The 22629-nt window shown below is 62.7% G+C and carries 20 protein-coding genes and 1 other RNA gene; 5 read left to right on the forward strand and 16 right to left on the reverse strand.

What is annotated here, in order from left to right:
- Positions 1–21: 21 nt before the first annotated feature.
- Entirely contained in the window at positions 22–1245 is a 1224-nt protein-coding gene (ubiH, locus tag PG896_RS06700) for a 2-octaprenyl-6-methoxyphenyl hydroxylase (protein ID WP_270835543.1), read from the reverse strand.
- Positions 1246–1432: 187 nt separating this feature from the next.
- Positions 1433–2002 carry a UPF0149 family protein gene (locus PG896_RS06705; RefSeq protein WP_042864005.1) on the reverse strand — a complete coding sequence of 190 codons (570 nt, stop codon included), beginning with the start codon at positions 2000–2002 and terminating at the stop codon, positions 1433–1435.
- Positions 2003–2175: 173 nt separating this feature from the next.
- Between PG896_RS06705 and zapA the strand changes: the two genes are divergently transcribed.
- Positions 2176–2508 (forward strand): cell division protein ZapA, encoded by a 333-nt coding sequence (zapA, locus tag PG896_RS06710; RefSeq protein ID WP_010675086.1) that lies wholly within the window; start codon positions 2176–2178, stop codon positions 2506–2508.
- A 16-nt stretch (positions 2509–2524) separates the two neighbouring features.
- Positions 2525–2707: non-coding RNA, 6S RNA (gene ssrS, locus PG896_RS06715), on the forward strand.
- Between the two features lie 133 nt (positions 2708–2840).
- Here ssrS and emrD read toward each other — a convergent pair.
- From emrD to PG896_RS06755, 8 genes are all read right to left on the reverse strand, one after another.
- Positions 2841–4040, reverse strand: a complete 1200-nt coding sequence (gene emrD / locus PG896_RS06720) for a multidrug efflux MFS transporter EmrD (RefSeq protein WP_039038746.1) — start codon at positions 4038–4040, stop codon at positions 2841–2843.
- Between the two features lie 270 nt (positions 4041–4310).
- A complete protein-coding gene (locus PG896_RS06725; protein ID WP_043154919.1) occupies positions 4311–5741 on the reverse strand; it encodes an ABC transporter ATP-binding protein in 1431 nt (476 codons plus the stop codon).
- Entirely contained in the window at positions 5738–6544 is an 807-nt protein-coding gene (locus tag PG896_RS06730; RefSeq protein WP_010675089.1) for an ABC transporter permease, read from the reverse strand. Before PG896_RS06730 ends, PG896_RS06725 begins: the two co-directional genes overlap by 4 nt.
- A gap of 2 nt (positions 6545–6546) precedes the next feature.
- Positions 6547–7509 (reverse strand): ABC transporter permease, encoded by a 963-nt coding sequence (locus tag PG896_RS06735; protein WP_029314710.1) that lies wholly within the window; start codon positions 7507–7509, stop codon positions 6547–6549.
- Positions 7506–9032: an ABC transporter substrate-binding protein gene (locus PG896_RS06740; protein WP_270835544.1), complete on the reverse strand. Its 1527-nt coding sequence runs from the start codon at positions 9030–9032 to the stop codon at positions 7506–7508. Before PG896_RS06740 ends, PG896_RS06735 begins: the two co-directional genes overlap by 4 nt.
- Before the next feature lie 195 nt (positions 9033–9227).
- A complete protein-coding gene (locus PG896_RS06745) occupies positions 9228–9890 on the reverse strand; it encodes a glutathione S-transferase family protein (RefSeq protein WP_010675092.1) in 663 nt (220 codons plus the stop codon).
- A 31-nt stretch (positions 9891–9921) separates the two neighbouring features.
- Positions 9922–10530 carry a glutathione S-transferase family protein gene (locus PG896_RS06750; protein WP_010675093.1) on the reverse strand — a complete coding sequence of 203 codons (609 nt, stop codon included), beginning with the start codon at positions 10528–10530 and terminating at the stop codon, positions 9922–9924.
- A gap of 120 nt (positions 10531–10650) precedes the next feature.
- Positions 10651–11106 carry a hypothetical protein gene (locus PG896_RS06755; RefSeq protein ID WP_029314712.1) on the reverse strand — a complete coding sequence of 152 codons (456 nt, stop codon included), beginning with the start codon at positions 11104–11106 and terminating at the stop codon, positions 10651–10653.
- 200 nt (positions 11107–11306) lie between these two features.
- On the opposite strand from PG896_RS06755, the gene suhB reads away from it, so the two are divergent.
- Entirely contained in the window at positions 11307–12110 is an 804-nt protein-coding gene (gene suhB, locus PG896_RS06760; RefSeq protein WP_010675095.1) for an inositol-1-monophosphatase, read from the forward strand.
- A gap of 100 nt (positions 12111–12210) precedes the next feature.
- On the opposite strand, the gene PG896_RS06765 is transcribed toward suhB, so the two are convergent.
- Together PG896_RS06765 and PG896_RS06770 are read right to left on the reverse strand one after the other, a co-directional pair.
- Positions 12211–13086 carry a flagellar protein MotY gene (locus tag PG896_RS06765; RefSeq protein ID WP_039038755.1) on the reverse strand — a complete coding sequence of 292 codons (876 nt, stop codon included), beginning with the start codon at positions 13084–13086 and terminating at the stop codon, positions 12211–12213.
- 68 nt (positions 13087–13154) lie between these two features.
- Complete coding sequence (locus PG896_RS06770; protein WP_201972144.1) at positions 13155–15128, reverse strand: methyl-accepting chemotaxis protein; 1974 nt, start codon at positions 15126–15128, stop codon at positions 13155–13157.
- 145 nt (positions 15129–15273) lie between these two features.
- Here PG896_RS06770 and rnt point away from each other — a divergent pair, with 145 nt between their 5' ends.
- Together rnt and PG896_RS06780 are read left to right on the forward strand one after the other, a co-directional pair.
- A complete protein-coding gene (gene rnt, locus PG896_RS06775; RefSeq protein WP_010675098.1) occupies positions 15274–15936 on the forward strand; it encodes a ribonuclease T in 663 nt (220 codons plus the stop codon).
- Between the two features lie 225 nt (positions 15937–16161).
- Positions 16162–17484 (forward strand): Na+/H+ antiporter family protein, encoded by a 1323-nt coding sequence (locus PG896_RS06780; protein ID WP_103858439.1) that lies wholly within the window; start codon positions 16162–16164, stop codon positions 17482–17484.
- A gap of 63 nt (positions 17485–17547) precedes the next feature.
- Here the strand turns inward: PG896_RS06780 and PG896_RS06785 are convergent, their stop codons facing one another.
- The 4 genes from PG896_RS06785 to PG896_RS06800 all read right to left on the reverse strand — a co-directional run bounded on the left by PG896_RS06785 (position 17548) and on the right by PG896_RS06800 (position 22360).
- On the reverse strand, positions 17548–18741 hold the full coding sequence (locus PG896_RS06785) for an MFS transporter (RefSeq protein ID WP_171865226.1): 1194 nt from the start codon (positions 18739–18741) through the stop codon (positions 17548–17550).
- Between the two features lie 104 nt (positions 18742–18845).
- Positions 18846–19751: a LysR family transcriptional regulator gene (locus PG896_RS06790; RefSeq protein WP_223930463.1), complete on the reverse strand. Its 906-nt coding sequence runs from the start codon at positions 19749–19751 to the stop codon at positions 18846–18848.
- 208 nt (positions 19752–19959) lie between these two features.
- Complete coding sequence (locus PG896_RS06795) at positions 19960–21876, reverse strand: putative bifunctional diguanylate cyclase/phosphodiesterase (protein ID WP_270835545.1); 1917 nt, start codon at positions 21874–21876, stop codon at positions 19960–19962.
- A gap of 1 nt (position 21877) precedes the next feature.
- On the reverse strand, positions 21878–22360 hold the full coding sequence (locus PG896_RS06800) for a molybdopterin-binding oxidoreductase (RefSeq protein WP_010675103.1): 483 nt from the start codon (positions 22358–22360) through the stop codon (positions 21878–21880).
- Positions 22361–22629 lie beyond the last annotated feature (269 nt).

The raw sequence follows: 22629 nt of genomic DNA on the forward strand, positions 1-22629 counted from the left end.
TTGCCGCCGGGGCGACAGCGCTTATTGGCCGCACACCTCGCCCACGAATCCCAGGGTGCGGGAGGCGAGCGGTGCCTTGAGCCAGGGCACTCTGCCCATCAGGGAGAGCGCCAGATTGCGGCCCACCACAAGGGGAGCGTGATGGTTTGAGAAGAGCTGGGCCAGGGAGGACGTGAGCCAGACGGTCTGGGCCTGATCGTCCCGCCGCTGCTGCCAGTAGCCGCTTAGCACCTCAAAGCCGCCGATGTCTTCCCCCGCCGCGAGCGCACGGGTCAGGGTCCGGGTCAGCACGTCCAGATCCCGCATGCCGAGGTTGAACCCCTGACCGGCGATGGGGTGCAGCAGGTGGGCGGCGTTGCCCACCAGCACGGTGCGCTGGGCCAGCGGGTAGTCGGCCACCGTCAGCACCAGCGGATAGAGGTGGCGCACGCCGGTACGCTCGATGCGCCCGAGGCGCCAGCCAAAGGCCTGCTGCAGACGGGCGAGAAAGGCGGCGTCATCCAGTGCAAGCAGCCCCTGTGCCTCGTCCCGCGGGACGCTCCACACCAGGGAGGAGAGGCCGTCCTGCATGGGCAGCAGGGCCAGCGGCCCTCCGTCGGTAAAGCGCTCGAAGGCCCGTCCGGCGGGATCCTCGGCGGTCTTGACGGTGGCGATGATGGCGCTCTGACCATAATCGTGGCGACTGACCGGCATCTTGAAATGCTGGCGCACGAAGGAGTGGCCCCCGTCGGCCGCCACCAGCAGCCGGGTGCGGTAGCGCGCGCCGCCCTCCAGGGCGAGCGTCACTCCCCCCTCGTCGGGGTCGATGGCCTCAAGCCTGGCCGGGCACAACATACGGATCTGCGGGCAGGCGGCGATCGCCTCTTGCAGCACGATGCCCGCAGCCGACAGCTCGATCACCTGACCGAGGGCGGGCAGGCCATACTCTGCCGCCGACAGCCGGGTCTGGCCGCAGTGGCCCCGATCCGACACATGGATATGGGTGATGGGGGAGCAGTGGGGCGCCAGGTGCGGCCAGAGGCCGTGACGGGCCAGCGCCTCGCAGGTACCGGCGGAAAGCGCGATGGCACGGGCATCGAAACCGGGATGAGCATTGAGCTCGGGCGCACTCGCCTCCAGCAGCAGGATCTGCAGGGGGGCACCATCCTGTCCTTTCAGGGCGGCAAGGGAGAGTGCCAGCACGGCACCGCTCATACCACCGCCGACGATAGCCACGTCGACGTGAACCAGATCAGATTGAGACATGAGAAGAGGGCATAGGCGAAAAAACGTGGGCCAATCCTACCACAAAGGTGGCGGACGGGATGCGAAGCCACGGGCAAAAAACCGCTTTGGCACCATGGGTTAGCAGAGTACCTCCCCTGCTCTCACCCCTTGTAAAACAGAAAGAGCGCCGTGATGCGCTCTTTCATTGACCCGCTGGGCGGGCAGATCAGTGCAGGGTCGGCGGCGTGCTCGGCGCGGCCGGGCGCTTGCCAAACTCCTCGAACGCCATCATGACTCCGAGGCGCACGTGTTCGTAGAGCACCAGGAAGGAGGCTTCGTTCTCTTCATCTTCCTGATCGAACTCGGCAGAGACCTGGGTGATACTGGCGATGTCCTGAATCATCTCCTGCAGCTCTTCGGATGCCTTGGAGAGCTCCTGTTGGACCACGCCAAAGCCGGCCAGGAAGGCCTGGGACCAGTCCACCAGCGAGTCGATGCGCTCATCGAGCGGCGCCTCGTCGCTTGGCAGCAGCAGCTCGACGCCCTTTTGTGCCATCAGACTCTCGATCACCTCGTGATAGAGGTCGGTCATCACCTGGCGCACCGGTGCCGGCAGACCGAAACCGTCGTTGATCAGATCATTGAAATGGGGCTGCCAGCTTTTGTCGTCCAAGGCCACGCCACCGCACACCAGGCCGCAGATCACGCCATGGGCCTCGACGGCCGTCGCCATGAGGTCGTGCTGTGCCATCAGGTCCGCCACGGCGGCGTATTTCAGGGGGTTTGTTTTGCTCATCTAAGATCCGCTCAAAGTTCAGGCAAATATGCAGAATTTATGGCCGAGATCCTAGCATTCTCCCCCTGCCAGAGCCAGCAAGGCCTTGAAACTTCTGCATCTGCGCTATATAGTCCCGCCCAGTTGTCCACGTGGATAAAGGCGGAAATCAGCCCCGCCGTATTGAGGAAGGCATGAGCATAGAGGCCGTAGAAATCGTCATTCTGGGACGTCCCTACAAGGTGTCCTGTCCCCTGGGACAACAAGATGCCCTGCGCCAGGCCGCCGACCAGCTGACAGACAAGCTCATCGAGCTTCGTCAACGTTCCAAGGTCTCCAGCAACGAACAGCTGGCCGTCATGGCAGCGCTCAATTTCTGTCACGAGCTCTGCCTTGAAAAAGAGAAAAACCACCAATACTCTGAGACCATGGACAAGCGGATCAAGATGCTGCAACGCACCATCGAAGCCGCCTTGATCGAGCACGGACAATACGGTGAATCCAGCGAAGAGGCGCAACAGCCCTAATCGCACCGAGTTTTGAAATTCCCTGGAGTGTTTGTCAGCCGGTTCAAGTCCCCGAGCCGATATTCATACCAAACAGGGGGTCTGCCTTCTGGCTATTGAGCATGCTCGGCCCGACCGAGAAGCCTGCGGCCAGATTAGATCTCCGCCTTGAACCGACGGTTCAAGGGCCCAAACCGGCAACGGCATCTCCGGGGTACCTACCCAAAAAAGCCCGTCATCACGACGGGCTTTTTCTTTGCCTGCACGGCAACTCCCTTCCACTCCCCTGCGGCGTCTCGCCACCCGGCAGGAGGCAGTAAAAAGCCCGCCAACGGGGCGGGCTCTTGGCCGTGTCAGACGGCCATCTGCTCGTGGGGCGCGCCGTGGTGGCGCAGCCACACAAAGCTCAAGGCCACGATCAGCACCATCACCGTCATGATGGCCCCCAGGGTCACCTGCCCCGTCATCGGGAAGCTGGCGGCCAGCAGGGTTACCACGCCAGCCCCCAGATTCTGCATGCCCCCGAGCACGGCTCCCGCGGTACCCGCCTGGCCCGGGAAGGGCTCGATGGCACAGGAGGTGGCGGTCGGATAGAGAATGCCGCTGCCAATGAAGTAGACCGCAGCCCCGCCCACCAGGGAGGCAGCGCTCACCATGCCGAGCAGCCCGGGTACCAGGATGATGAGCGACCCCAGGGCCAGGAAGGCGATGCCAAGGCGCATCAGCTTGCCCTGGCTCAGGCGAAAACTCAGTCTGGCGGAGAGCCAGGCGCCGAACAGATAACCGGGCAGCGGCAGCACGAACAGCACGCTGACGGTGCGGGCACTCAGCTTGAGCACGTCCCCCAGCAACACCCCGGCCGCCGCTTCGAACACCGCGAGGCCGGCAAAGGTGGCCATCAGACAGAGCAGGTTGCCCTGAAAGCGCGGGTTGCCGAGCACATGACGATAGGCGGCGCCCACCCGCAGCGAATGCTGGCGGGCGGATGCTGGCAGCGTCTCCCCAAACCAGGCCAGCAGCGCCAGGGTGGTCAGGGCACCAAAACCGAACAGGAACCAGTAGCCGGCACGCCAGTTGAACAGCTCGGTGAGCCAGCCGCCCAGCACAGGTGCCAGCAGAGGGGAGAAGATGACCCCCATGCTTACCAGGCTGTTGGCACGGTTGAGCTCGGCGCCACTGTAACGGTCGCGCATCACGGTCCGGCTCATGGCACCCCCTGCCCCGGTGCCCAGCCCCTGGATCAGGCTGCCCGCCAGCAGGGCAGTGAAGCTCGGGATCAGCTGGATGGTGAGGGTGCCGACCAGGAAGATCATCATGCCGATGATGAGCACAGGGCGACGACCGATGCGATCCGACAAGGGGCCATAAACGAACTGGGAGAGGCCGTAGGGAATGAGGTAGCAGGCCATCACCGCCTGCAGCTGGCCGGAGGCCACATGGAAGTCCCCCGCCATCATGGGAATGGAGGGCACATAGAGGGTCTGGGTCATCTGACCCACGGCGACCATCAGAATGGTCAGGAAAAACAGGGGATAGAAGCTGTGCCGATACATATCTCGTCCGAAAAAGATCAAAAAGCCGCCACCCTCCGGGCAGGGATCTGCAGGAGGTGTCTGACAAAGGTCGTTGAAGAGGAACAAGGCGGAGGACCCGCACCCGCCAGCAGCAGGACGCTCTATGGCTTACGACAATCTTAGTGATTCATATCACAAAAAACGAACGAAACTTTATAATCTGCTTACCCAAGTTTTTCTAATGCGACGGGGCCCAAGGCCCCGTCACGGTCGTCTCATCATGGGGGAAGGATTCATCCTGTCCCCTCTTTACCCCACTCTTCTCACCTCGGCCGACGCGCCTTCGAACATGGGGGTACCCGCCTCCCCCAGTCTCAGACAACGAGGAGCAACCTTGCCGACCAGCCCTTCGTCATGGGTCACCAGCAGCAGGGCGCAGCCTATCTCTCCCAGTTCCTCCAGCAGACAGGCGATGGTCTGTTGCTGGCTCAGGGGATCGAGCCGGGACGTGGGCTCATCGGCGAACAGCAGCACGGGGCGCAGCAACAGGGCCCGGATAAGCGACAGCCGCTGCAGCTCCCCTCCCGAGACCTGGTTTGGCAGGCGCGTCAACAGCCGTTCATCCAGCCCCAACCGGGCCAGATAGTCGACAAGCCGATGGCGAGGCAGCCTGTGCAGACGCAGCACATCATCGAACTGGGTGGCGAGGCGTACCCGGCTGGCAAAGGCCTGCACCGGATCCTGATAGAGCTTCTGCCAGCGGCAGGGAGCTACCCCTTCCCGTCGCAGCACCTCCCCTTGCAGGGGGCGTTGCAGACCCAGCAGCACGTTGCCGAGGGTGCTCTTGCCCGCGCCGCTCGGCGCCATGATGGCCATTCGCTCCCCTTGCGCCAGGGCAAGGTCCAGCCCCGTGAACAGGGGTTGAGCCCCATATCCCATGGCAAGCCCCTTTCCGCGGATGAGCCAGTCACCGGTAGGAGGGACGGCCGCCTCGGGCCAGGCGGAGGGCTCCGCCGCCAGCAGGGCCCGGGTATAGGCATGGGATGGCGTGTGCAGCACACGCTCGGCGGGCCCCTGCTCCACGATCTCTCCTCCCTTGACCACCAGCACCCAGCCCCCCAATGCGCGAGCCAGGGAGAGATCATGAGTGATGGTCAGCAGATGGCGTCCACGGGCCAGGTAGCCCAGCAACAAGGCACCCAGCCTGGCTGCGGCCCGGCTGTCGAGCCCCTTGGTGGGCTCGTCAGCCACCAGCAGACGGGCCTCCCCCAGGGTGGCGGCGGCAAAGGCCGCGCGCTGAGCCATGCCTCCCGAGAGCTGGTGTACAAAGGCGCCCTCCCGCCCGGCCAGTCCAAGCCGCTCGAGGGCGGCACGGGCCCGCGATCGGGCCTCCTTGCCGCCTGGCAGCCACCCTTCCTCCACCTGGGCAAGCAACCCCATGGTGGGATCCAGCGCCAGCACCGGCTCCTGGGGCAGCATCGCCAGCTCCCGCCCCCAGAGAGTGCGCAGGCGAGGCGTGTCGGCCAGGTTGTGATGGCGGCCACCCGACACCATCTCGCCCCGGCCTGTCAGGGGGGCTGGCAACGTGCCCATCAGGGCATGAGCCAACAGGGATTTGCCCGAACCGCTCTCCCCGATCAGGGTCAGGGCGGTGCCGGGATGAATGGTGAAATCCAGCGCCTGCAACAGGGTTTTCTGGCCATCATCGACCTGCAACCCCTTGATATGAATGGCCGTCATGAGGTGGCTCCTTGTGAAGATGGCATGTCAAGGCCGCGCGTCTGATGAAGCAGCACCAGGGCCAGCAACATCAGCCCCATGACAAGAATGGGGGCCAGTAGCAGACGGGGAGCCTCCTGATAGTGGGGCAGCGCCTCCGTCATCATCAGCCCCAGCTCCGGCGTTGGCGGCTGAATGCCCACTCCGACAAAGCCCAGGGTAGAGAGGGTTAGAATGGCACCCGCTAGGCCGAAGGCCATCATGGTGAGCAACTGGGGGGCGAGCTCGGGCCAGAGATGGCGCCGCACCACATGGGCATGGCCGAATCCCAGCAGACGGGACGCCTCCACCTGGGGCGAGGCGAGCAGCCCCCGGCTGCGGGCACGCACCACCCGGTAATACTCCACCCACTGGGCCATGGCCAAGCCGAGATAGAGGATGGCAAAGCCACCCTGGGCCATGGCGGAGAAGAGCAGCACCAGCAACAGGCCTGGCAGGGCCAGCACGCCGTCGGCCAGGCTGCGCAGCAGACCGTCGACCCAGCCGCCGCGCCAGGCCGAGAGCCAGCCCAGCAATGACCCCAACAGCGCCGCCGTGATGACGCACAGCAGTCCCAGCAGCAGGGAGAGCCGGGTCGCCGCCGCGAGGCGCGCCATCAGGCTGCGCCCCATCTGATCCCGCCCGAGGGGCTCCTGCCAGGAGGGATCAGCCAGAAACTGTGCCAGATCCTGAGCCGCCGGATCGGGCCAGAGCACGGGACCCAGCAGGGCAAACAACACCACCAGCAGGAGCAGGCCCAGCCCCGTTTTGACAGACAACGACATGATCAGGACTCCTTGGGACCACGGGGGTCAATGGCAAGACAAAGCAGGTCGGTGAGGGTATTGAGCAGCACGAAGAGCACCGCCAGCACCAGCACTGTCCCCTGAACCATGGGGATGTCGCGCCAGAAGATGGCGTGCACCAGCGCATGGCCGATCCCGGGCCAGGCAAACAGGCTCTCGACCACCACGACCCCCTCGATGAGCAGCACCAGCTGCACGCTGGTGTAGGCGATGATGCTGACCCCGGTGTTGCGCAGACCGTGACGCCAGAAAACCCGGGCCGGCGAAAGCCCCTTGGTGAGGGCAAATCGGTAATAACCGGACTGCACCACGGTGAGCACGCTTTCACGCACCACCCGGGAGAGCACGCCGGAGAGCCCCAATCCCAGGGTCAGGGCGGGCAGCAGCAGGTTGCTCCCCTCCCCGTGCCCTGCCGCACTGACCCAGCCCAGCTCCACCGAGAGCATCACCATGAGCACCAGGCCGAGCAAGAAGGGGGGCAACGCACGCATCAGCACGCTCCAGCCCAGGGTCAGGCGATCACACCATCCCCCCGGGCGCAGCGCACTCAGGCTGCCAAGCGGCAGCGCCACCACCAGCGCCAGCACCACGGAGGCGCTCGCGAGCGTCAGGGTGGCGCCCAGGTGATGACCCACGTCGGCGGCGACCGGTGCGCCCGTCACCAGAGAGCTGCCGAGATCCCCTTGCAGCAAGGCCCACAGCCAGTCGCCAAAACGGGCAAGGGCCGAGCCGGCCAGCCCCAGCTCGCTGCGCACCGCGTTGGCCGCCTCGGCGGTGACATAGTCATAGCCATAACGACCCGCCGCGATGCGAAAGGCGATGTCTCCGGGCAGGGACTGCACCATCAGAAAACAGAGTCCGGCCACCAGCAGGGCAACCACCAGCGCCTGCACCAGACGCTGACCCAGTATCCCCATGACGCGAGACAAGGGTGTCGCTGTCATCGTGCGCTCCATGTCAACTTGTCCAGGCCATAGCTGCGCTCCTGGGGATCGAGTTCAAACCCCTCCAGCCCCCGACTGACCGCCGCGCTCTGGCGGTACCAGGCGATGGGCAGGAGCGGCAACTCCTGTTGCAGTGTTGTGGCTATCTCCCGGCGAGCCGCGGCGGCGTCTGTGGGCGACAAGGCTTGCGTGGCAAGGCGGGTCAGTGTTTGCGTCATGGCCGGGGAGTGCCAGTTCATCACCCCCCAGTCCGCACCGGCAGGGGCCAAGTCCCCCAGCAAAGTGACCAGGGGATCCGGTACCAGGGCATAATTGCGGGCGTAGAGACCAAGCTGGAGGGAGCCGTCCTGATGGCCCGCCGGGATCTCGCTCGAGTTGCCCACCGCCACCTTGAGAGCCACCCCCACCGCCTTCCACTGCGCCTGCAGTGCCGTGGCGAGGAGCGGCAGCTCCGGACGGTCAGGGAAGGTACGTAGGGTCAGGGCGAAGCGCTCTTCCCCCTTGCGCAGCACACCGTCCTCCCCCGGCTGCCAGCCTGCCGCCGCGAAGGCCGCCCGGGCCGCCTTGACGTCATAGGCAAGCGGCGTCAACCCGAGCTGGTGCCACTCCCCCAGAGTGGGAGGAAAGAGCTGGGTTGCCGCCATCTCGGGATCCCGCAGCAGGGCGGCTGCCATACCACGACGATCGATGGCTAGACTCAGGGCACGGCGCACCACCGGATCGCTCAGACGAGGATCGGCGCCATTGAGCTTGAGCTGGATGGTCCGTGGCAGGGTAACCGAGGCGATGGAGACCCGTGACGCCTGCTGCAAGCGGCGGATGCTGACCGGATCCAGCCCCCAGGCGATGTCGGCCTGACCGCTCTCGGCCATCAGGGTGCGGCTCTCTGCACGCCCCACCGTCAGGTAGCTGACCTCCTCGATTGCGGGCCTGGCCCCCTGCCAGCCGTCGAAACGCACAGTCTCTATCCGCTGGGGTTGTTGCAGGCGGGTGATGCGGTAGGGGCCAGAGCCTATCACCTGGGTTACCTCCCCCTTGGCATCGTAGGCGGCCTTCGCCAGGATCTGAGTGCTGGGGTGGGCCAGCACGGCGGGCAGGGAGGCGAAGGGTTCGCTCAGGGTGACCTTCAAGACGCCATCTCCAGATCCGATGGACGCAATGGGAGCGCTGGTCATCACGCCGGGCTTGCGCCAGGCCTGTTGCAGGGCAAAAGCGGCATGCTCGGCGCTCACCTCGCTGCCATCGTGAAAACGGGCCCCGGGGCGCAATGTGAATCGCCACTGCAGACCGTCATCGCTACGCGACCACTCACTGGCAAGCCCGGGTTGCAGATTGCCTTTCCTATCGACATCTACCAGGGTCTCCACCACCTGCATGCGAGTAAAGAAGACCCCGTTGCTGGCGGGGTCGACACTGTGGATCTCCCAAGGCCCCACCATGGCAAGCGGTTTGCCGTCGGCTGCAGTCGTTCCTGCCATCAGAGCCAGGGCGAACCACCCGGCTGCGGTGCATTTTTTTGTCATCCTTTCCATCCAAGCTTCATGTTCATCAACCAAAGAGATGGCGTTATAACATAACAATTAATCAGGAAGAATGACTTTTGATTTTTGATAAATGGCTTATTTGAAAGACAAAAAGCGACTGCGATGCAGATCGTCAAACAACGGGGAGTCAAAGGGGAATAAAAAAGATGGCCCGTCAGGGCCATCATGATGGCGTCAGCGAGTCACCATCTGCTGCGCCCGCTTGACCTGATCCTCGGGGCTCTCATTACGCGGTGGAATGGTGATGCCCTTCTGGCAGGCGGGCCTGGCTTCCATGCGTGCCATCCAGGCCTGCAAATGCACCAACCCCTCGATGGAGATACCACTCCAGTCGTGGATGCGCACCCAGGGCCAGGTAGCGATGTCGGCGATGCTGTACTCGTCCGCCAGATACTCATGGTGTGCCAGATGACCGTCGAGCACCTCGAACAGGCGTCGCCCCTCCTTCTGGTAACGCTCGATGGCGGCCGGGATCTTCTCGGGGAAATAGCGATAGAAGACGTTGGCCTGCCCCATCATGGGACCGACGCCCCCCATCTGGAACATCAGCCACTGGATGGCCTGGGAGCGACGCTTGGGATCCTGCGGCAGCAACTTGCCGGTTTTTTCCGCCAGATAGATAAGGATGGCGCCGGACTCGAACACCGCGAAGTCACCATTGTCCCGATCGACGATGGCCGGGATGCGGCCATTGGGGTTGATGGCCAGGAACTCGGGCTTCTTCTGCTCCATGGTCGAGAAATCAAGGGGAATGACCTTGTAGGGCAGCCCCAGCTCTTCGAGGGCGATCGACACCTTGAACCCGTTGGGCGTGGCGGCAGTGTACAACTCTATCATCTTGGACTCCTTGAACGTTCAGGGGAAAGGATCAGGCCTGGGCGCTGGACCGGGCACTCACCCGGTCATGCCAGTCCTGCAAATGGGGCTGTTCGGGGGTGATGCGCAGGCCGACCACCTTGCCAAAATCAATGGTACAGAGGGCAAGAATGTCGGCGATGGTGAAGCGTTCCCCCGCAATATAGGGCACTTCGGCAAGACGGGCATCGAGCTTGTCAAACCAGATCTGAGCCTGTTGCTTGCACTCCTCCCCCCATTCGGGGAAGACCCGCTCCCGGTCTTTGTAAAAACCGGTGATATGACGAAACGCCATACCGATCGGCAACCAGAGGTTGAACTCGATGAAGCGACTCCACATCTCTATGGTGGCGCGCTCCAGCGCGGTGCAGCCAAACAGGTTCGGTTCGGGGTGAAGCTCTTCAAAATAGCGGCAGATGGCCAGGGTTTCACTCAGACAGGTTCCGTCATCGAGTTCCAGCACAGGAATGCGCCCGGCCGGGTTCTTGGTCAAAAAGGCGGGCGCCAGGTTTTCCCCCGCCCCCAGATCGACCTGTTGATATTCCATCTCGATCCCCTTCTCCGCCAGAAACATTCTGACCCGACGGGCATTGGGGGCTCGCCTCAGCTCATAAACCTTCATGTCACCTCCGTCGACGAACACACAGTGAGCCGCTGCGCAGGCCATAGCAAAGCGGCACAATGTCGGTCAGTTATGACAAATATTGTGCCGCTTGAACAGCCCGCATCGAGGGGGAGATGATTAGCTGCTCAGTACCCCTGGTTGGCGCTGGCGCAGCAAGATAAGACGGGAAAGCAGCGGGAAATAGGATTCAAACTTGCTTTGCAGCGCCAGGCTGCAGGCAGGATCCGCCAGTTCGGCCTCATCCAGCAGAATGCCGTTGGAGACAAAATAAAAATGCGGATCCCGGACATCCGGCCCCTGTGGAGCATGTTCATACTGTCGATGCACCAACAGGGGAAGCACCGGCAATCCCAGTGCACTGCCTCCTGCTGGCCAGAGCGGAACAGGCCAGGCAGCCCCCTCTTCTTCCAGCAGCAGGATCGCCGCTTCGTCCTTCGACGGTTGCCACTGCTGGGGCTGCGCCACCCGGACCTCGGTGACATAATCGCTCTCTTCGCTGGCGGCACGCAGTGCGGCCAACACACCCAGAGTCGTCGGCGACGACGGTTTCTGACTGACTAATGACAGATTCATGGCTCATATCCCTATGCTCACCACAGCCTGTTATCCGGCTGTCGCGATAAGACTAGTTGATTACAGGTCTTTATTGGAGCCGTCAGATCTGTCAGTCACCACCCTGACCGAATGAGGGCATAGCAGTTGCTATTCCCGAATATCTTGGTAAGATGTCGCGTCCTTTTATCCCCCGTTCTTTAACATCCAGTGGTGAACCTATGCATCCGATGCTGAATATCGCCGTGCGCGCTGCGCGCAACGCCGGTCAAGTAGTAGTAAAAGCCTTTTCTCAACCCGAGAACATCGAGGTTATCCAGAAAGGCAGCAATGACTTCGTGACCAACGTTGACCGTGACGCCGAAGCGGCCATCATTCACACCATCAAAAAATCTTACCCGGAACACAGCATCGTTGCTGAAGAGTCTGGCGAGATTGCCGGTACCAATCCGGACTACCAATGGATCATCGACCCACTGGATGGCACGACCAACCTGGTCAAAGGCATTCCGCACTTTGCCGTTTCCATCGCTCTGCGCGTCAAGGGTAAGACCGAACAAGCCGTTGTCTACGATCCCATCCGTGACGAGCTGTTCACTGCCACCCGTGGCAGCGGCGCCCAGCTGAACGGCTACCGTATTCGTGTCGGCAAGGCCAAAGAGCTCTCCGGCACCATCCTGGCCACCGGGTTCCCGTTCAAGCAGAAGCACCACATCGAACCCTACCTGAAGATGTTCCAGAGCATGTTCATCGAGTGTGCAGACATCCGTCGTGCTGGCTCCGCCTCGCTGGATCTCGCCTATGTGGCCGCTGGCCGCGTCGACGGTTTCTGGGAAATCGGCCTCAAGCCCTGGGACACCGCCGCCGGTGAGCTGCTGGCCAAAGAAGCCGGCGCCATCGTCACCGACTTCGTCGGTGGTCACAACTACGAAAACTCCGGCAATATCGTGGTGGCCAACCCCCGCGTGCTGAAAGAGATGCTCGGCAAGATCCGTGAAAACCTGCCGGAATCCCTGGCCAAGTAATCCCGGATACCCGCGAAAAAAATGCCAGTCGGTTCGCCGACTGGCATTTTTTATTCCTGACTACAGCGAAAATACCGCCCCTCTCGATGACTCAACTGGATCAGATAGTGCCGTTGCGTCCCATGTTGATCACCACCCGACGGTTCTTGGCTCGGCCAGCTTCCGTTTCGTTGGAGGCCACGTGCTGTTTCTCACCGTGCCCTTCCACCGAGATCTTGCCCTCCTCGATGCCGAGATCCACAAACACCTGCTTGATGGCATCCGCCCGCTTCTCGGAGAGCTTCTGGTTTGGCCAGCGGCCGCCATAGCTGTCGCTGTAGGCGTCGATCACCACCACATCGATGCTCTTGTCTGCCTTCACATAATCACCGATCATCGCCAGCCGCCGCTTGGAGGCCGGTGACAACTGATCGCTGTTCTTGTCATAGGAGAGCACGCTGAAGGCGATGTCGTTGAAGCTGTAGGGCAGCAAGCCACTCAGGCAGTCCATGAACGCCTGGTACTTGACCCTGAAATTGACCGACGAGAGCGATACCCGCACCGGCCTGTCCTGACGATACCAGTCGCGATACTGGAAAGTCGGCATACGCCCTCCTTCCAGCTCGTCCAACATGGTCCAGGCGGTCTGCCCCGCCACCAGGCCGTCAAACTGCTGATAGAACTGCAACTGGCTGATCTGTCGCCCGGCCACCCCGGGACGCCAGCTGGGGGGCATGATCCCGAGGCTCACTGTCTGGGTACGCGCCTGGGGTCGCTGCCCCTTGAGCTCGAAATCCAGATTGATCTTGCGCCCGGCCCGGCTGACAAAGGCCCCGGTTCCCCAGCGGGGAATAGGATGCTCCAGCCTGCACTCCACCTGGGTATCAGAGGTCAGGCGCCAGACGGATTGATCCAGACCGGCGCCAAATTCGGTCACGCCCGCCTGCAACTGCATACTCACTGATATGCTGATCAACCCCAACACCCAAGCATTCAACGGCTTGTCCTCCACACTATCTCGAATTATCTATCGGCAGCGGCAGGACAAGCTTTAGGTCAAAACGCTCAGTGGGGGGAAGAAGGGGCCATCAGCTTGAAGCTGGCGATGCGTCCAGCCAGATCCCGGGCCAGGGCATCCAGTTCGGCACTGTGTTGTTGCAGGGTATGGGAGTGCTGGCGATGGGCCTCATACACGTCACGGATGGTCATCACGTTTTGCTGGATGTCGTCGGTCACGTAACGCTGCTCCTCGGTGGCGGTGGCCACCTGGGCCGTCATGTCGCTCACCTTGCGCACCTCGTTGACGATGTCGGTCAGCTCGCTCCCCGCCCGTTTGGCCTCCGTCACGCTAAGACCGGCCTGTTCGGTGCCCGTGTGCATGGCAGCCACCGCCTCGTTGGCCCCCTGGCGCAAGCGGCCCAGCATCCGCTCTATGTCGTCCGCCGCCTGCTGGGTACGGGAGGCAAGCGCTCTCACCTCGTCGGCCACCACCGCAAAGCCGCGCCCGGATTCACCGGCACGGGCCGCCTCGATGGCGGCATTGAGGGCCAGCAGGTTGGTTCTGTCCGAGATCTGCTTGATGAGGCTCAAGGCCTCCCCCACCGACTCGGTATCCCGATGCAGGCTGTCCACCAGGTGCCGGGTATCCACCAGCGTGCCCGCCACCTGCTGGATGGTGTGGATGGTCTGATCCACCTCCTTGTCACCCTGCTTCGCCCGGCCGATGGCCTGCTGGGTCGCCTGGGAGGTCTGGGTTGCGTTGCGGGCAATTTCCGCGACAGTCGATGCCATCTCGGTGGCGGCAGTCGCCACCAGATCCACCTGCCCGCATCCCCTGACTACGCCGGCATTCACCTCGGCAATGACCTCGGCAGAGCTGGCGGCGCTGCGTATCAGCACGTCACAGGAGTGGCGCACAGCCAGCAGCAAACTCTCCAGGTGCCCGAGGAAATGGTTCAGATCCCGCGCCAGGGCCCCCAGCTCATCCCCGGATCGCCAGTCGACCCGCACGGTCAGGTCGTTCTCCTGCACCAGGCGCTTGAAGGTCTGGTGCAGGGCCATGAAGCCCAGATGCAGATCCCGCACTACCCGCCAGCAGACGAAGGTGGTCAGGACGATGCACAGCAACACGCCAGCCGCCCCCCACCAGAAGTCACTGGCACTCCCGACCCGCATCTGTTCCACCCGCTCGAAGAGCTGCTGATAGAGGCTGTCTTCTATCTCCTTGAGCAGACCTATCTTGTCGGTACTCAAGGCAAACCAGGCCTCCGCATCGACACCAAAACCGCCGCTGGCCGCCTTGTCCAGGGCCAGTTTCTCCATGGCGGCCACCTTGGCCACCACGGGTGAGGCGAGGCTGTCGTTCAGCAACTGACGCTGTGCTGGACTCGCCACCGCCTGGAAACGTTCGAGATAGGTGTTCTGGGCCGCCAGCAGGGAGATGAACTGCTGCAACAGCGCTGGCGTGAAGCTGTCACGGCCAAAGACGTTGCTGAGCGTCGCCCGCTCCAGCCCCGCACGCTCCTTGCTCTGCAGGAAGGCGGCGTAGGCATTGGTCTGCAGGGCGATGGTGGCATCCATGCTGTCGACGCTTATCTTGTCCACTACCGCCAGCAAGGCGGTCACAAGGCGGGTATAGAAGCCGACCTGTTCCGCCACCTCGACCCCCAGGGCGCTGACCCGCTCACGCATGGCGGTGAGTCCGGCCACTCCCTGCTGCACCTCCGTCAGCGCCAGCAAGGCAGGATCCTGATGAAAACGCTGCAACAGGCTGTCCACCACCTTGCGCTGGGCAGGCAGCGCATCGCGAAACTTGTTGCCGCCAGAGCCGAGGAAGCCGGCCGACATGCCGCGCTCCCGTTGCAGCTCATGGGCCAGCTGCGCCGCCTCCTTCACCACCGCCAGCGCGACCAAGGCCCCGCTCATCTCCTGTTCGACCCGATAACGTTCATAGACGTACCGGCCGGAGAAAAACAGCAGGGCCAACAGCGGCAGACAGACCACCAACATCATCTTGTGTGCCAATCCCAGCTTCTTCATCGTCCTCTCCCTCCATGGTTGACGTCGCCCATTATAAGCACAGGTGTTTCAAAATGGCCCTCTTGCCGTCCCATGGCGGCAGATAAGGGACAAGGGCACGCTTTTTTGCCATAATGCCGCCTCCTTTCACGCCGACCGAGATACCATGACCGACGCCGTTCACACCCTCAAGGGCCGTTTTCGCGGCTTTTACCCCGTCGTCATCGATGTTGAAACCGCCGGATTCAATGCCAAGACCGATGCCCTGCTGGAAATAGCCGCCCACACCCTCAAGATGGATGAGCAGGGGTGGCTCGTCCCTGACCAGATCTTCCATTTTCATGTCCAGCCCTTTGAGGGCGCCAATCTGGAGAAAGCGGCGCTGGAATTCACCGGCATCGACCCCTTCAACCCGCTGCGGGGCGCGGTGGACGAGAAGGAAGCACTCACCGAGATCTTCAAGGGGGTGCGCAAGGGCATGAAGGAGCAGGATTGTGGTCGCGCCATCATAGTGGCCCACAACGCCACCTTCGACCACGGCTTCGTGATGGCCGCCGCCGAGCGGGCCGGCCTCAAGCGCAATCCGTTCCACCCCTTCGCCACCTTCGACACCGCCGCCCTCTCGGGTCTTGCCCTGGGGCAGACGGTGCTGGCCAAGGCCTGTCAGAGCGCCAATATCCCCTTTGACAACAAAGAGGCCCACTCGGCCCTCTACGACACCGAGCGCACCACAGAGCTCTTCTGCCACATCGTCAATCGCTGGAAGAGCCTGGGAGGCTGGCCTCTGGCCAACCCGGATGAAACGACGGACACCGAAGACGAGGGCTGAACACTCCCAGCCCCTGCCCAGACAGGCTGCCCATGGCAGCCTGTCTGCATGAGGGGACCTGTCTGGGCAACGAAGAAGGGCCATTTTCCCGGTTCCCGTTCACTCCAGCAGAAGATGCGTCTCTTGGCCGGGATCTGCCGATTTTTTTCTCGACATTTAGCCTGTTTTTCGCAAACTAGCTGGCTTTCACACGACTGACAGCAACACAATCCATAAGGAAATCAAATGAATCCTGTTGTTATCGCGGTGGCGCTGATGCTGGTGCTCAGCCTGCTGCGGATCAATGTGGTGGTCTCCCTCGCCATCGGTGCCATCGTGGGTGGCCTGCTCGGCGGACTCTCCCTCGAGCAGACCCTCAGCACCTTCACCGGCGGCCTGGGCGGCGGTGCAGAAATCGCCCTCTCCTACGCCATGCTGGGGGCTTTCGCGGTGGCCATCTCCCGCTCCGGCATCACCGATCTGCTGGCCCGCAAGGTCATCAACCAGCTCGGCAAGGATGCCAGCAGCACCCGCATTCTCTGGGTCAAGAGCCTGCTGCTCACCTCGGTGCTCGCGGTCTCCGTCTCCTCCCAGAACCTGATCCCGGTGCACATCGCCTTCATTCCCATCCTGATCCCGCCGCTGCTGCATGTCATGGCCCAGATGCAGATCGACCGCCGTCAGGTGGCCTGCGTCATCACCTTCGGCCTGACCGCTACCTACATGCTGCTGCCGGTCGGCTTTGGCGGTATCTTCCTGAACAACATCCTGGCCAAGAATCTCGTCGACAACGGCGTACCGGTGGAATTCAGCCAACTGCCCCTGGCGATGGCCATCCCGGTATTCGGCATGTTCCTCGGCCTGCTCATCGCCGTCTTCTTCAGCTACCGCAAGCCGCGCCAGTATGATCTGGAGCAGATCCTGGCCGCCGAACCCGAGACGGTCGAGCTCAATCTCAACCACATCTGGGTAGCCCTGCTGGCCATCGCCGTGGCACTCGGCCTGCAACTGATGACCAACAGCATCGTGCTGGGGGCGCTCGCAGGCTTCATCATCTTCACCTGCGGTGGCGTCATCAAATTCCGCGAGAGCCAGGATGCCTTCACCCAGGGTGTGCGCATGATGTCCCTCATCGGCTTCATCATGATCTCGGCCGCAGGCTTCGCCGCCGTCATGAAGGAGACCCACGGGGTGGAGAGTCTGGTGCAGTCCGTCTCCAGCATGATGGCAGGTCACAAAGGACTGGCGGCCTTCCTGATGCTGCTGGTGGGCCTGCTCATCACCATGGGGATCGGCTCCTCCTTCTCCACCGTGCCCATCATCGCCACCATCTATGTGCCCCTGTGCATCCACCTCGGCTTCTCGCCCATGGCGACCATCGCCCTGGTGGGCACCGCGGGCGCGCTGGGGGACGCGGGTTCCCCCGCCTCCGACTCGACGCTCGGCCCCACATCGGGCCTCAATGCCGACGGTCAGCACGACCACATCTGGGACAGCGTGGTGCCAACCTTCATCCACTACAACATCCCCCTGGTGATCTTCGGCTGGATTGCCGCCATGGTGCTCTGAGACCATCCCGAGCAGACAGACAAAAGGCGACCCCGAGGTCGCCTTTCTTGTCTTGCACATGCCTCAGATGGCCGGTTGCAGCCCCCGCCTGCTGGCCAGGGCGCAGAGACAGGCCACCAGGGCCAACCCCATGCCGGCTGCTCCCACCCCGATCCAGTGTCCCTGTTGCCAGACCAGCATCCCCAGGCTGGAGCCGAGGGTTCCCCCCAGGAACATGCCGGTCATGAAGAGGGTATTGATGCGCCCCCTGGCCTCAGGTCTCAGACCATAGATGCGCTGCTGATGGGCGATGAGTGCGCTCTGCACTCCGAGATCCAGCAAGATGACCCCGCACGCCAGCCCGGCCAGAGAGAGCCACAGCTCGAAGCAGATCCAGGCAAGCACCACCAACACGGCACCGGCCAATACCACTGGTCTGGCCCCCAACCGATCCGCCATCCGGCCTGCCAAAGGAGCCGCCACCACCCCAGCCACCCCGATGACGCCGAACAGACCCGCCATGTCGGCCCCCAACCCATAGGCAGGTTCGGCCAGGTAGAACGCCAGCACGGTCCAGAAGGCGCTGAAGGAGGCAAACAGCAAGGCCTGGGTCAGGGTCGCGCGGCGTAGGGCTGGCTCCTCGCGCCACAGACCGACCAGAGAGTGAAGCAGACGGCCATAACCGAGGGGAGAGCGCGGCAATCCGGACGGTATCATCCTGGCCATCAGCAGGGCCCCCGACAGGGCCAGGGGAATGGCCAGCCAGAACATGGCGCGCCAACTGCCATAGGCGGTGACCAGGCCGGCGACGGTGCGGCTGAGCAGTATCCCGGCCAGCAGGCCGCTCATCACGCTGCCGACCACGGCACCACGGCGGGCAGGATCTGCCAGGGTCGCCGCCACCGGAACTATCTGCTGGGCCGCCGTGGCCCCGATGCCGAGCAGGACGGAGGCCAGCATCAAGGTGGTGGCACTCGTGGCCGTGGCCGCCAGCAGGGAAGCCAGCGCGATCAATGCAAACTGCCCCGGAATGAGCCAGCGGCGCTCGACCACATCGCCAAGCGGCACCAGCAAAAGCAGACCCATGGCATAGCCGAGCTGGGTCAGCATGGCGATCAATGGCATGCCCGAGTGCCCGGGAAAGTCCTGCGCCATCACCGCCAGCATGGGCTGGTTGTAGTAGATGTTGGCAACTGCCAGGCCGCATGACAGGGCCATGGCGAAGAGCAGGGAGGGGCCGGGGGTTGCGGCCCCTCCGGCAGAAGGCGATGTACTCATGATCTTCTCCTCGTGTTAGAAGGGCTCCCGCCAGGATACGGGCCCCATGCGCACAGCCTACCCGGGGAGCGTCGCCACCAGTAGAGCGGTGGGGACCATAACAGTTATTCCGCTGGCGTATGCCCCACGCCGGGCAGGCCGGTCACGAATGCCAGAAAGGCGCTCGCCTTGGCACCAGGCTGGCGACCTGCCGGGAGCAGGGTCCAGAGCTCCTGCATGGGCAGTTGCCACTCGGGCAGCACCGCCACCACCTCGCCGCGGGCAAGCTCGGGGGTAAACATCCACTCCGAGGCGATACCGAGCCCCAGTCCTGCCAGCACGGCGGCGCGCATGCCCTCGGCCGCCGAGACCGTCAGCCTGCCTTCTCCGGAAACCACCCTCTCCTCGACGCCACGGCGAAATCGCCACTGCTGCCCCATTCCGGGCCGTGGACTGTAAAGCACCAGGTCATGCTGTTGCAGGGCCTGAGGGGTCTCAGGCTCTCCTTTGGCGGCCAGATAGGCCGGCGTCGCCAGCACCCGCATGTCGCTTCGAGCGAGACAGCGGGCGACCAGCGACGAGTCGGCCTGTTTGCCGATCCGCAGAGCCACCTCGATGCCCGCCGAAATGAGATCCACATTGCCGTCATCCAGCAGGATCTCCAGATCCAGTCCCGGGTGAGCCGCCAGAAAACCGGCAAGATGGGGAATGATATGCAGGCGGGCGAAGGTGACGGGAGCGCTCACCCGCAGACGCCCGCTCAGGCCCGCCCGGCATTGCTGCACCATGGCATCGGCCTCGTGGACCTGGGCCAGGATCTCTCTCGCCCGCAGATAGTAGGCCTCTCCGGCCTCGGTGGGCGCCAGCCCCCGGGTCGAACGCAGCAACAGGCGGCTGCCAAGGTGCGCCTCAAGCTGGGCAATCAATCTGGAAACCGTGGGTTGCCCCATCCCCAGTCGGCGGGACACCGCCGAAAACGAGCCGGTCTCCACCGCCAGCACGAACACCTCCATCACCCCCAAGCGATCCATTTATGGCTCCTCTGCCCTGTGGCACTGTTCGTGGCACAAGGTAGCACCGGGCATGCCCTCTCGCACCCTCGTTCTGGCAGGAGGCACAATAAAGCCACGTCATGGGCGGTCCTGCCATGGGAGAAAGGTGTCGGGATGAAATATCAACCAGGAACAATCGAACAGAGGGACTCGAAGACAAGGCTACAGGAGCTCGATTGCCCCAAGGCTAGCCCAGTGCCACTTCCTGAATGGCGGCGCTGTGGGCGAAATAGCGGTGACAGAACTGCATGAACTCCGGCAGCGGCAAGGGACGCGAGTAGAAATAACCCTGGATCTCATCCACCCCTATGGTGAGCACCGCCTTGAGCTCATCGCTGTTTTCCACCCCTTCTGCCACGACACGCACCCCCAACTGATGAGAGAGGGTGGTGATGGTCTCGACGAAGAGCGCCTGCCGGGTGTCACTGTCGATCGCGGTGATAAAGGATCTGTCTATCTTGAGCTTGTCGAAATAGAGTTCACGCAGGTAAGAGAACGAGGACCAGCCGGTCCCGAAGTCATCGAGGGCCACCCGCACCCCAATCTGGCGCAGGGAGTGAATGATCTGCTTGCTCAGGGCGATGTCATCAAGGGCGATGGTTTCGGTCAGCTCCACTATCAACTGGTGCAGCCCCAACGGTCCATCTTCCATCTTCTCTTCAATCTCCCTGGCCAACCCCATGTTGAACATGGAGTTGGAGAGGTTGATGGAGATCTCGAACGGTGCTAGTACCTCCTTCGGGAAGCCGGACAGGTCGATCTGCATGCGCCGGATGATCCAGCCCCCCAGCGCCTCACCCAACCCGTTCTCTTCTGCCAGCGAGATGATGTCGAGGGGGGCAATAAAGCCATATTCCGGATGATGCCAGCGGATCAGCGCCTCCGCCCCCAGCCTCACTACACTCTGGCCGCGCACGATGGGCTGATAGTAAAGGGCCAGTTGCGGGCATTGCGGGCAGTGGATAAGCTCCCGCAGCTCGGTCGACAGCCGGCGTTTGCGCTGATAGTGCTGATACATGCTGCTGGAGAAGAGCACATTGCGATTCAGCCGTTTGCGCTTGGCGCTGTCGAGGGCGATATCGGCAAACAACAGCATCTCTTCCGGTGAATGATCCGGTTTCACGTACTGGCTGGTGCCCATGAAGACCCGCACCCGGTGCGCCGGATCGGCAGCAAACACCAGATCCGCCAGCTCGCTGCGCAGTTGCTCCAGAAACGGGAAGCGCAGATAGGTGGGCATGGTGCCGGTGATGATGAGGGTGAACTCGTCACTGCCGGTACGGGCAACGAAGATCCCCTGGCCAGAGGCGGCCTTGATCCGCGCCGCAAGCCGTTTGAGCAAGGCGTCCCCCACTTCGTAACCCAGACTGTCATTGACCTCCCTGAAATGCCCCAGATCCATGAGGCAGACGGTGATGCTGCTGCGCCGACCGGGATGGCTGGTCCACTGCTGGAGGTGCTTGATGAGCGCCGCCCGGTTAGGGAGACGGGTGAGAGGGTCGTTCCACGCCAGAAAATGCTGGCGACGCACTTCGCGAAACAGCACCATCAACATCACCATGGTCGCCAACATCAGAAATCCCAGGATGAAGAAGTTCTGGGTTTTCGACTCGTTGAGCAGCTCGCGCTGGGCGATGGCAGAAGGCCCGGTGAAGTTTTTCACCATCACGTCCCGCACCCCGCGCATCTCGTCATCGAGCGCGGCCGTGAACATCTTGAGTGCAGGGGAATTCGGCTCCCCTTGCACCACATCCTGCTCATAGCGTTCGAAGAGAGCGAGGATCTTGCCGACCGCCTTGTCCGCACCGAATCGGGCCCTGACCGACTTTGCCTCCTCCCCGTGCAGGAAGACATCGAGCCGGTTCCAGGCAATGTCAAAGCGCTTGTTCATCTCCTCCCGGCTGGCGGCACCGGCACGATAGAGCTGCAAGCCCTCCTCGAAGGCGTGGATCTCCAGCTCGAGCTGGGCCAGTGCCCAGGCGGAGAGCTGGGTGTAGCGCGTCACCGCATTGAACGCGCGGTCATAGTTCCAGACCGACCAGAGGGTCACCCCCAAAAAGGTGGTCACCATCAGGATCAGGCTCAAGAACTTGCCGCGCAGCATCTTATTTGCTCTCCAGCGCCGTCAGCTGCCACACCATCCGGCTGTGATAGAGCTCCTTGTTGAGTTCGGGATGGTCGGTGAGGGGATAAATGACCCAGAGCGGCCCCTTGTTGCGCAGGGTCAGAGCCTTGCCATCCTGCTTCTCGGCCACCAGCACCGGGTACTTCTCCCCGTCTTCCAGCGGCAGTGCGGCCCAGTATTCATTGACCGCGAGGGCCTTGACCTCCTGGCTCTTGAGACCGTAGATCCTGACCAGGTCCCGCAGCAACACCCCGCGATAGAGGTGCTCCCCCTCGGTCCAGGGCGTCCCCGTCTTAACTTCCGTCTGCGGCAAGGCCTCAAACTCGGTACGGGTCAGCACCACCTCCCCCTTGCCATTGCAGCACCCCGCCCCCGCAATTCTGAAGAAGGGCTCCTCCGCCAACACCATACCCGACACGAGCCATCCAGATATCAGCAACACCTTGCCAAGCCACTTGCCCATCACGCACCTCCCTGTCATACGGTTTATTTATTCATCTCACTCTGCTGACTCATATGCAAACAACAGAATGCACCTTCAGACCAAAGTCGCAGTCGTTTGCAACCAGCAACTATCTCTGCGCCTTCCAAAAGTACCCAATCGCTTCCCAAAGAATGACACCAGGCGCCACCCCCAGGCAAATGGATTGCACCATTTTTCTTTCACTGGCTCCTCATCAAACCGGGTGCCCGCCACGGCCGGAGAAAGGTGACAGTCTTCGCTACGCATCT

This window comes from Aeromonas sp. QDB30 (assembly GCF_027707645.1).
Lineage (GTDB): Bacteria > Pseudomonadota > Gammaproteobacteria > Enterobacterales > Aeromonadaceae > Aeromonas > Aeromonas caviae.

Coding starts and splice junctions, on each gene's coding strand:
- ubiH (WP_270835543.1), bottom strand. CDS start 1,245: ATGTCTCAATCTGATCTGGTTCACGTCGACGTGGCTATCGTCGGCGGT.
- PG896_RS06705 (WP_042864005.1), bottom strand. CDS start 2,002: ATGAGCAAAACAAACCCCCTGAAATACGCCGCCGTGGCGGACCTGATG.
- zapA (WP_010675086.1), top strand. CDS start 2,176: ATGAGCATAGAGGCCGTAGAAATCGTCATTCTGGGACGTCCCTACAAG.
- emrD (WP_039038746.1), bottom strand. CDS start 4,040: ATGTATCGGCACAGCTTCTATCCCCTGTTTTTCCTGACCATTCTGATG.
- PG896_RS06725 (WP_043154919.1), bottom strand. CDS start 5,741: ATGACGGCCATTCATATCAAGGGGTTGCAGGTCGATGATGGCCAGAAA.
- PG896_RS06730 (WP_010675089.1), bottom strand. CDS start 6,544: ATGTCGTTGTCTGTCAAAACGGGGCTGGGCCTGCTCCTGCTGGTGGTG.
- PG896_RS06735 (WP_029314710.1), bottom strand. CDS start 7,509: ATGACAGCGACACCCTTGTCTCGCGTCATGGGGATACTGGGTCAGCGT.
- PG896_RS06740 (WP_270835544.1), bottom strand. CDS start 9,032: ATGACAAAAAAATGCACCGCAGCCGGGTGGTTCGCCCTGGCTCTGATG.
- PG896_RS06745 (WP_010675092.1), bottom strand. CDS start 9,890: ATGATAGAGTTGTACACTGCCGCCACGCCCAACGGGTTCAAGGTGTCG.
- PG896_RS06750 (WP_010675093.1), bottom strand. CDS start 10,530: ATGAAGGTTTATGAGCTGAGGCGAGCCCCCAATGCCCGTCGGGTCAGA.
- PG896_RS06755 (WP_029314712.1), bottom strand. CDS start 11,106: ATGAATCTGTCATTAGTCAGTCAGAAACCGTCGTCGCCGACGACTCTG.
- suhB (WP_010675095.1), top strand. CDS start 11,307: ATGCATCCGATGCTGAATATCGCCGTGCGCGCTGCGCGCAACGCCGGT.
- PG896_RS06770 (WP_201972144.1), bottom strand. CDS start 15,128: ATGAAGAAGCTGGGATTGGCACACAAGATGATGTTGGTGGTCTGTCTG.
- rnt (WP_010675098.1), top strand. CDS start 15,274: ATGACCGACGCCGTTCACACCCTCAAGGGCCGTTTTCGCGGCTTTTAC.
- PG896_RS06780 (WP_103858439.1), top strand. CDS start 16,162: ATGAATCCTGTTGTTATCGCGGTGGCGCTGATGCTGGTGCTCAGCCTG.
- PG896_RS06785 (WP_171865226.1), bottom strand. CDS start 18,741: ATGAGTACATCGCCTTCTGCCGGAGGGGCCGCAACCCCCGGCCCCTCC.
- PG896_RS06790 (WP_223930463.1), bottom strand. CDS start 19,751: ATGGATCGCTTGGGGGTGATGGAGGTGTTCGTGCTGGCGGTGGAGACC.
- PG896_RS06795 (WP_270835545.1), bottom strand. CDS start 21,876: ATGCTGCGCGGCAAGTTCTTGAGCCTGATCCTGATGGTGACCACCTTT.
- PG896_RS06800 (WP_010675103.1), bottom strand. CDS start 22,360: ATGGGCAAGTGGCTTGGCAAGGTGTTGCTGATATCTGGATGGCTCGTG.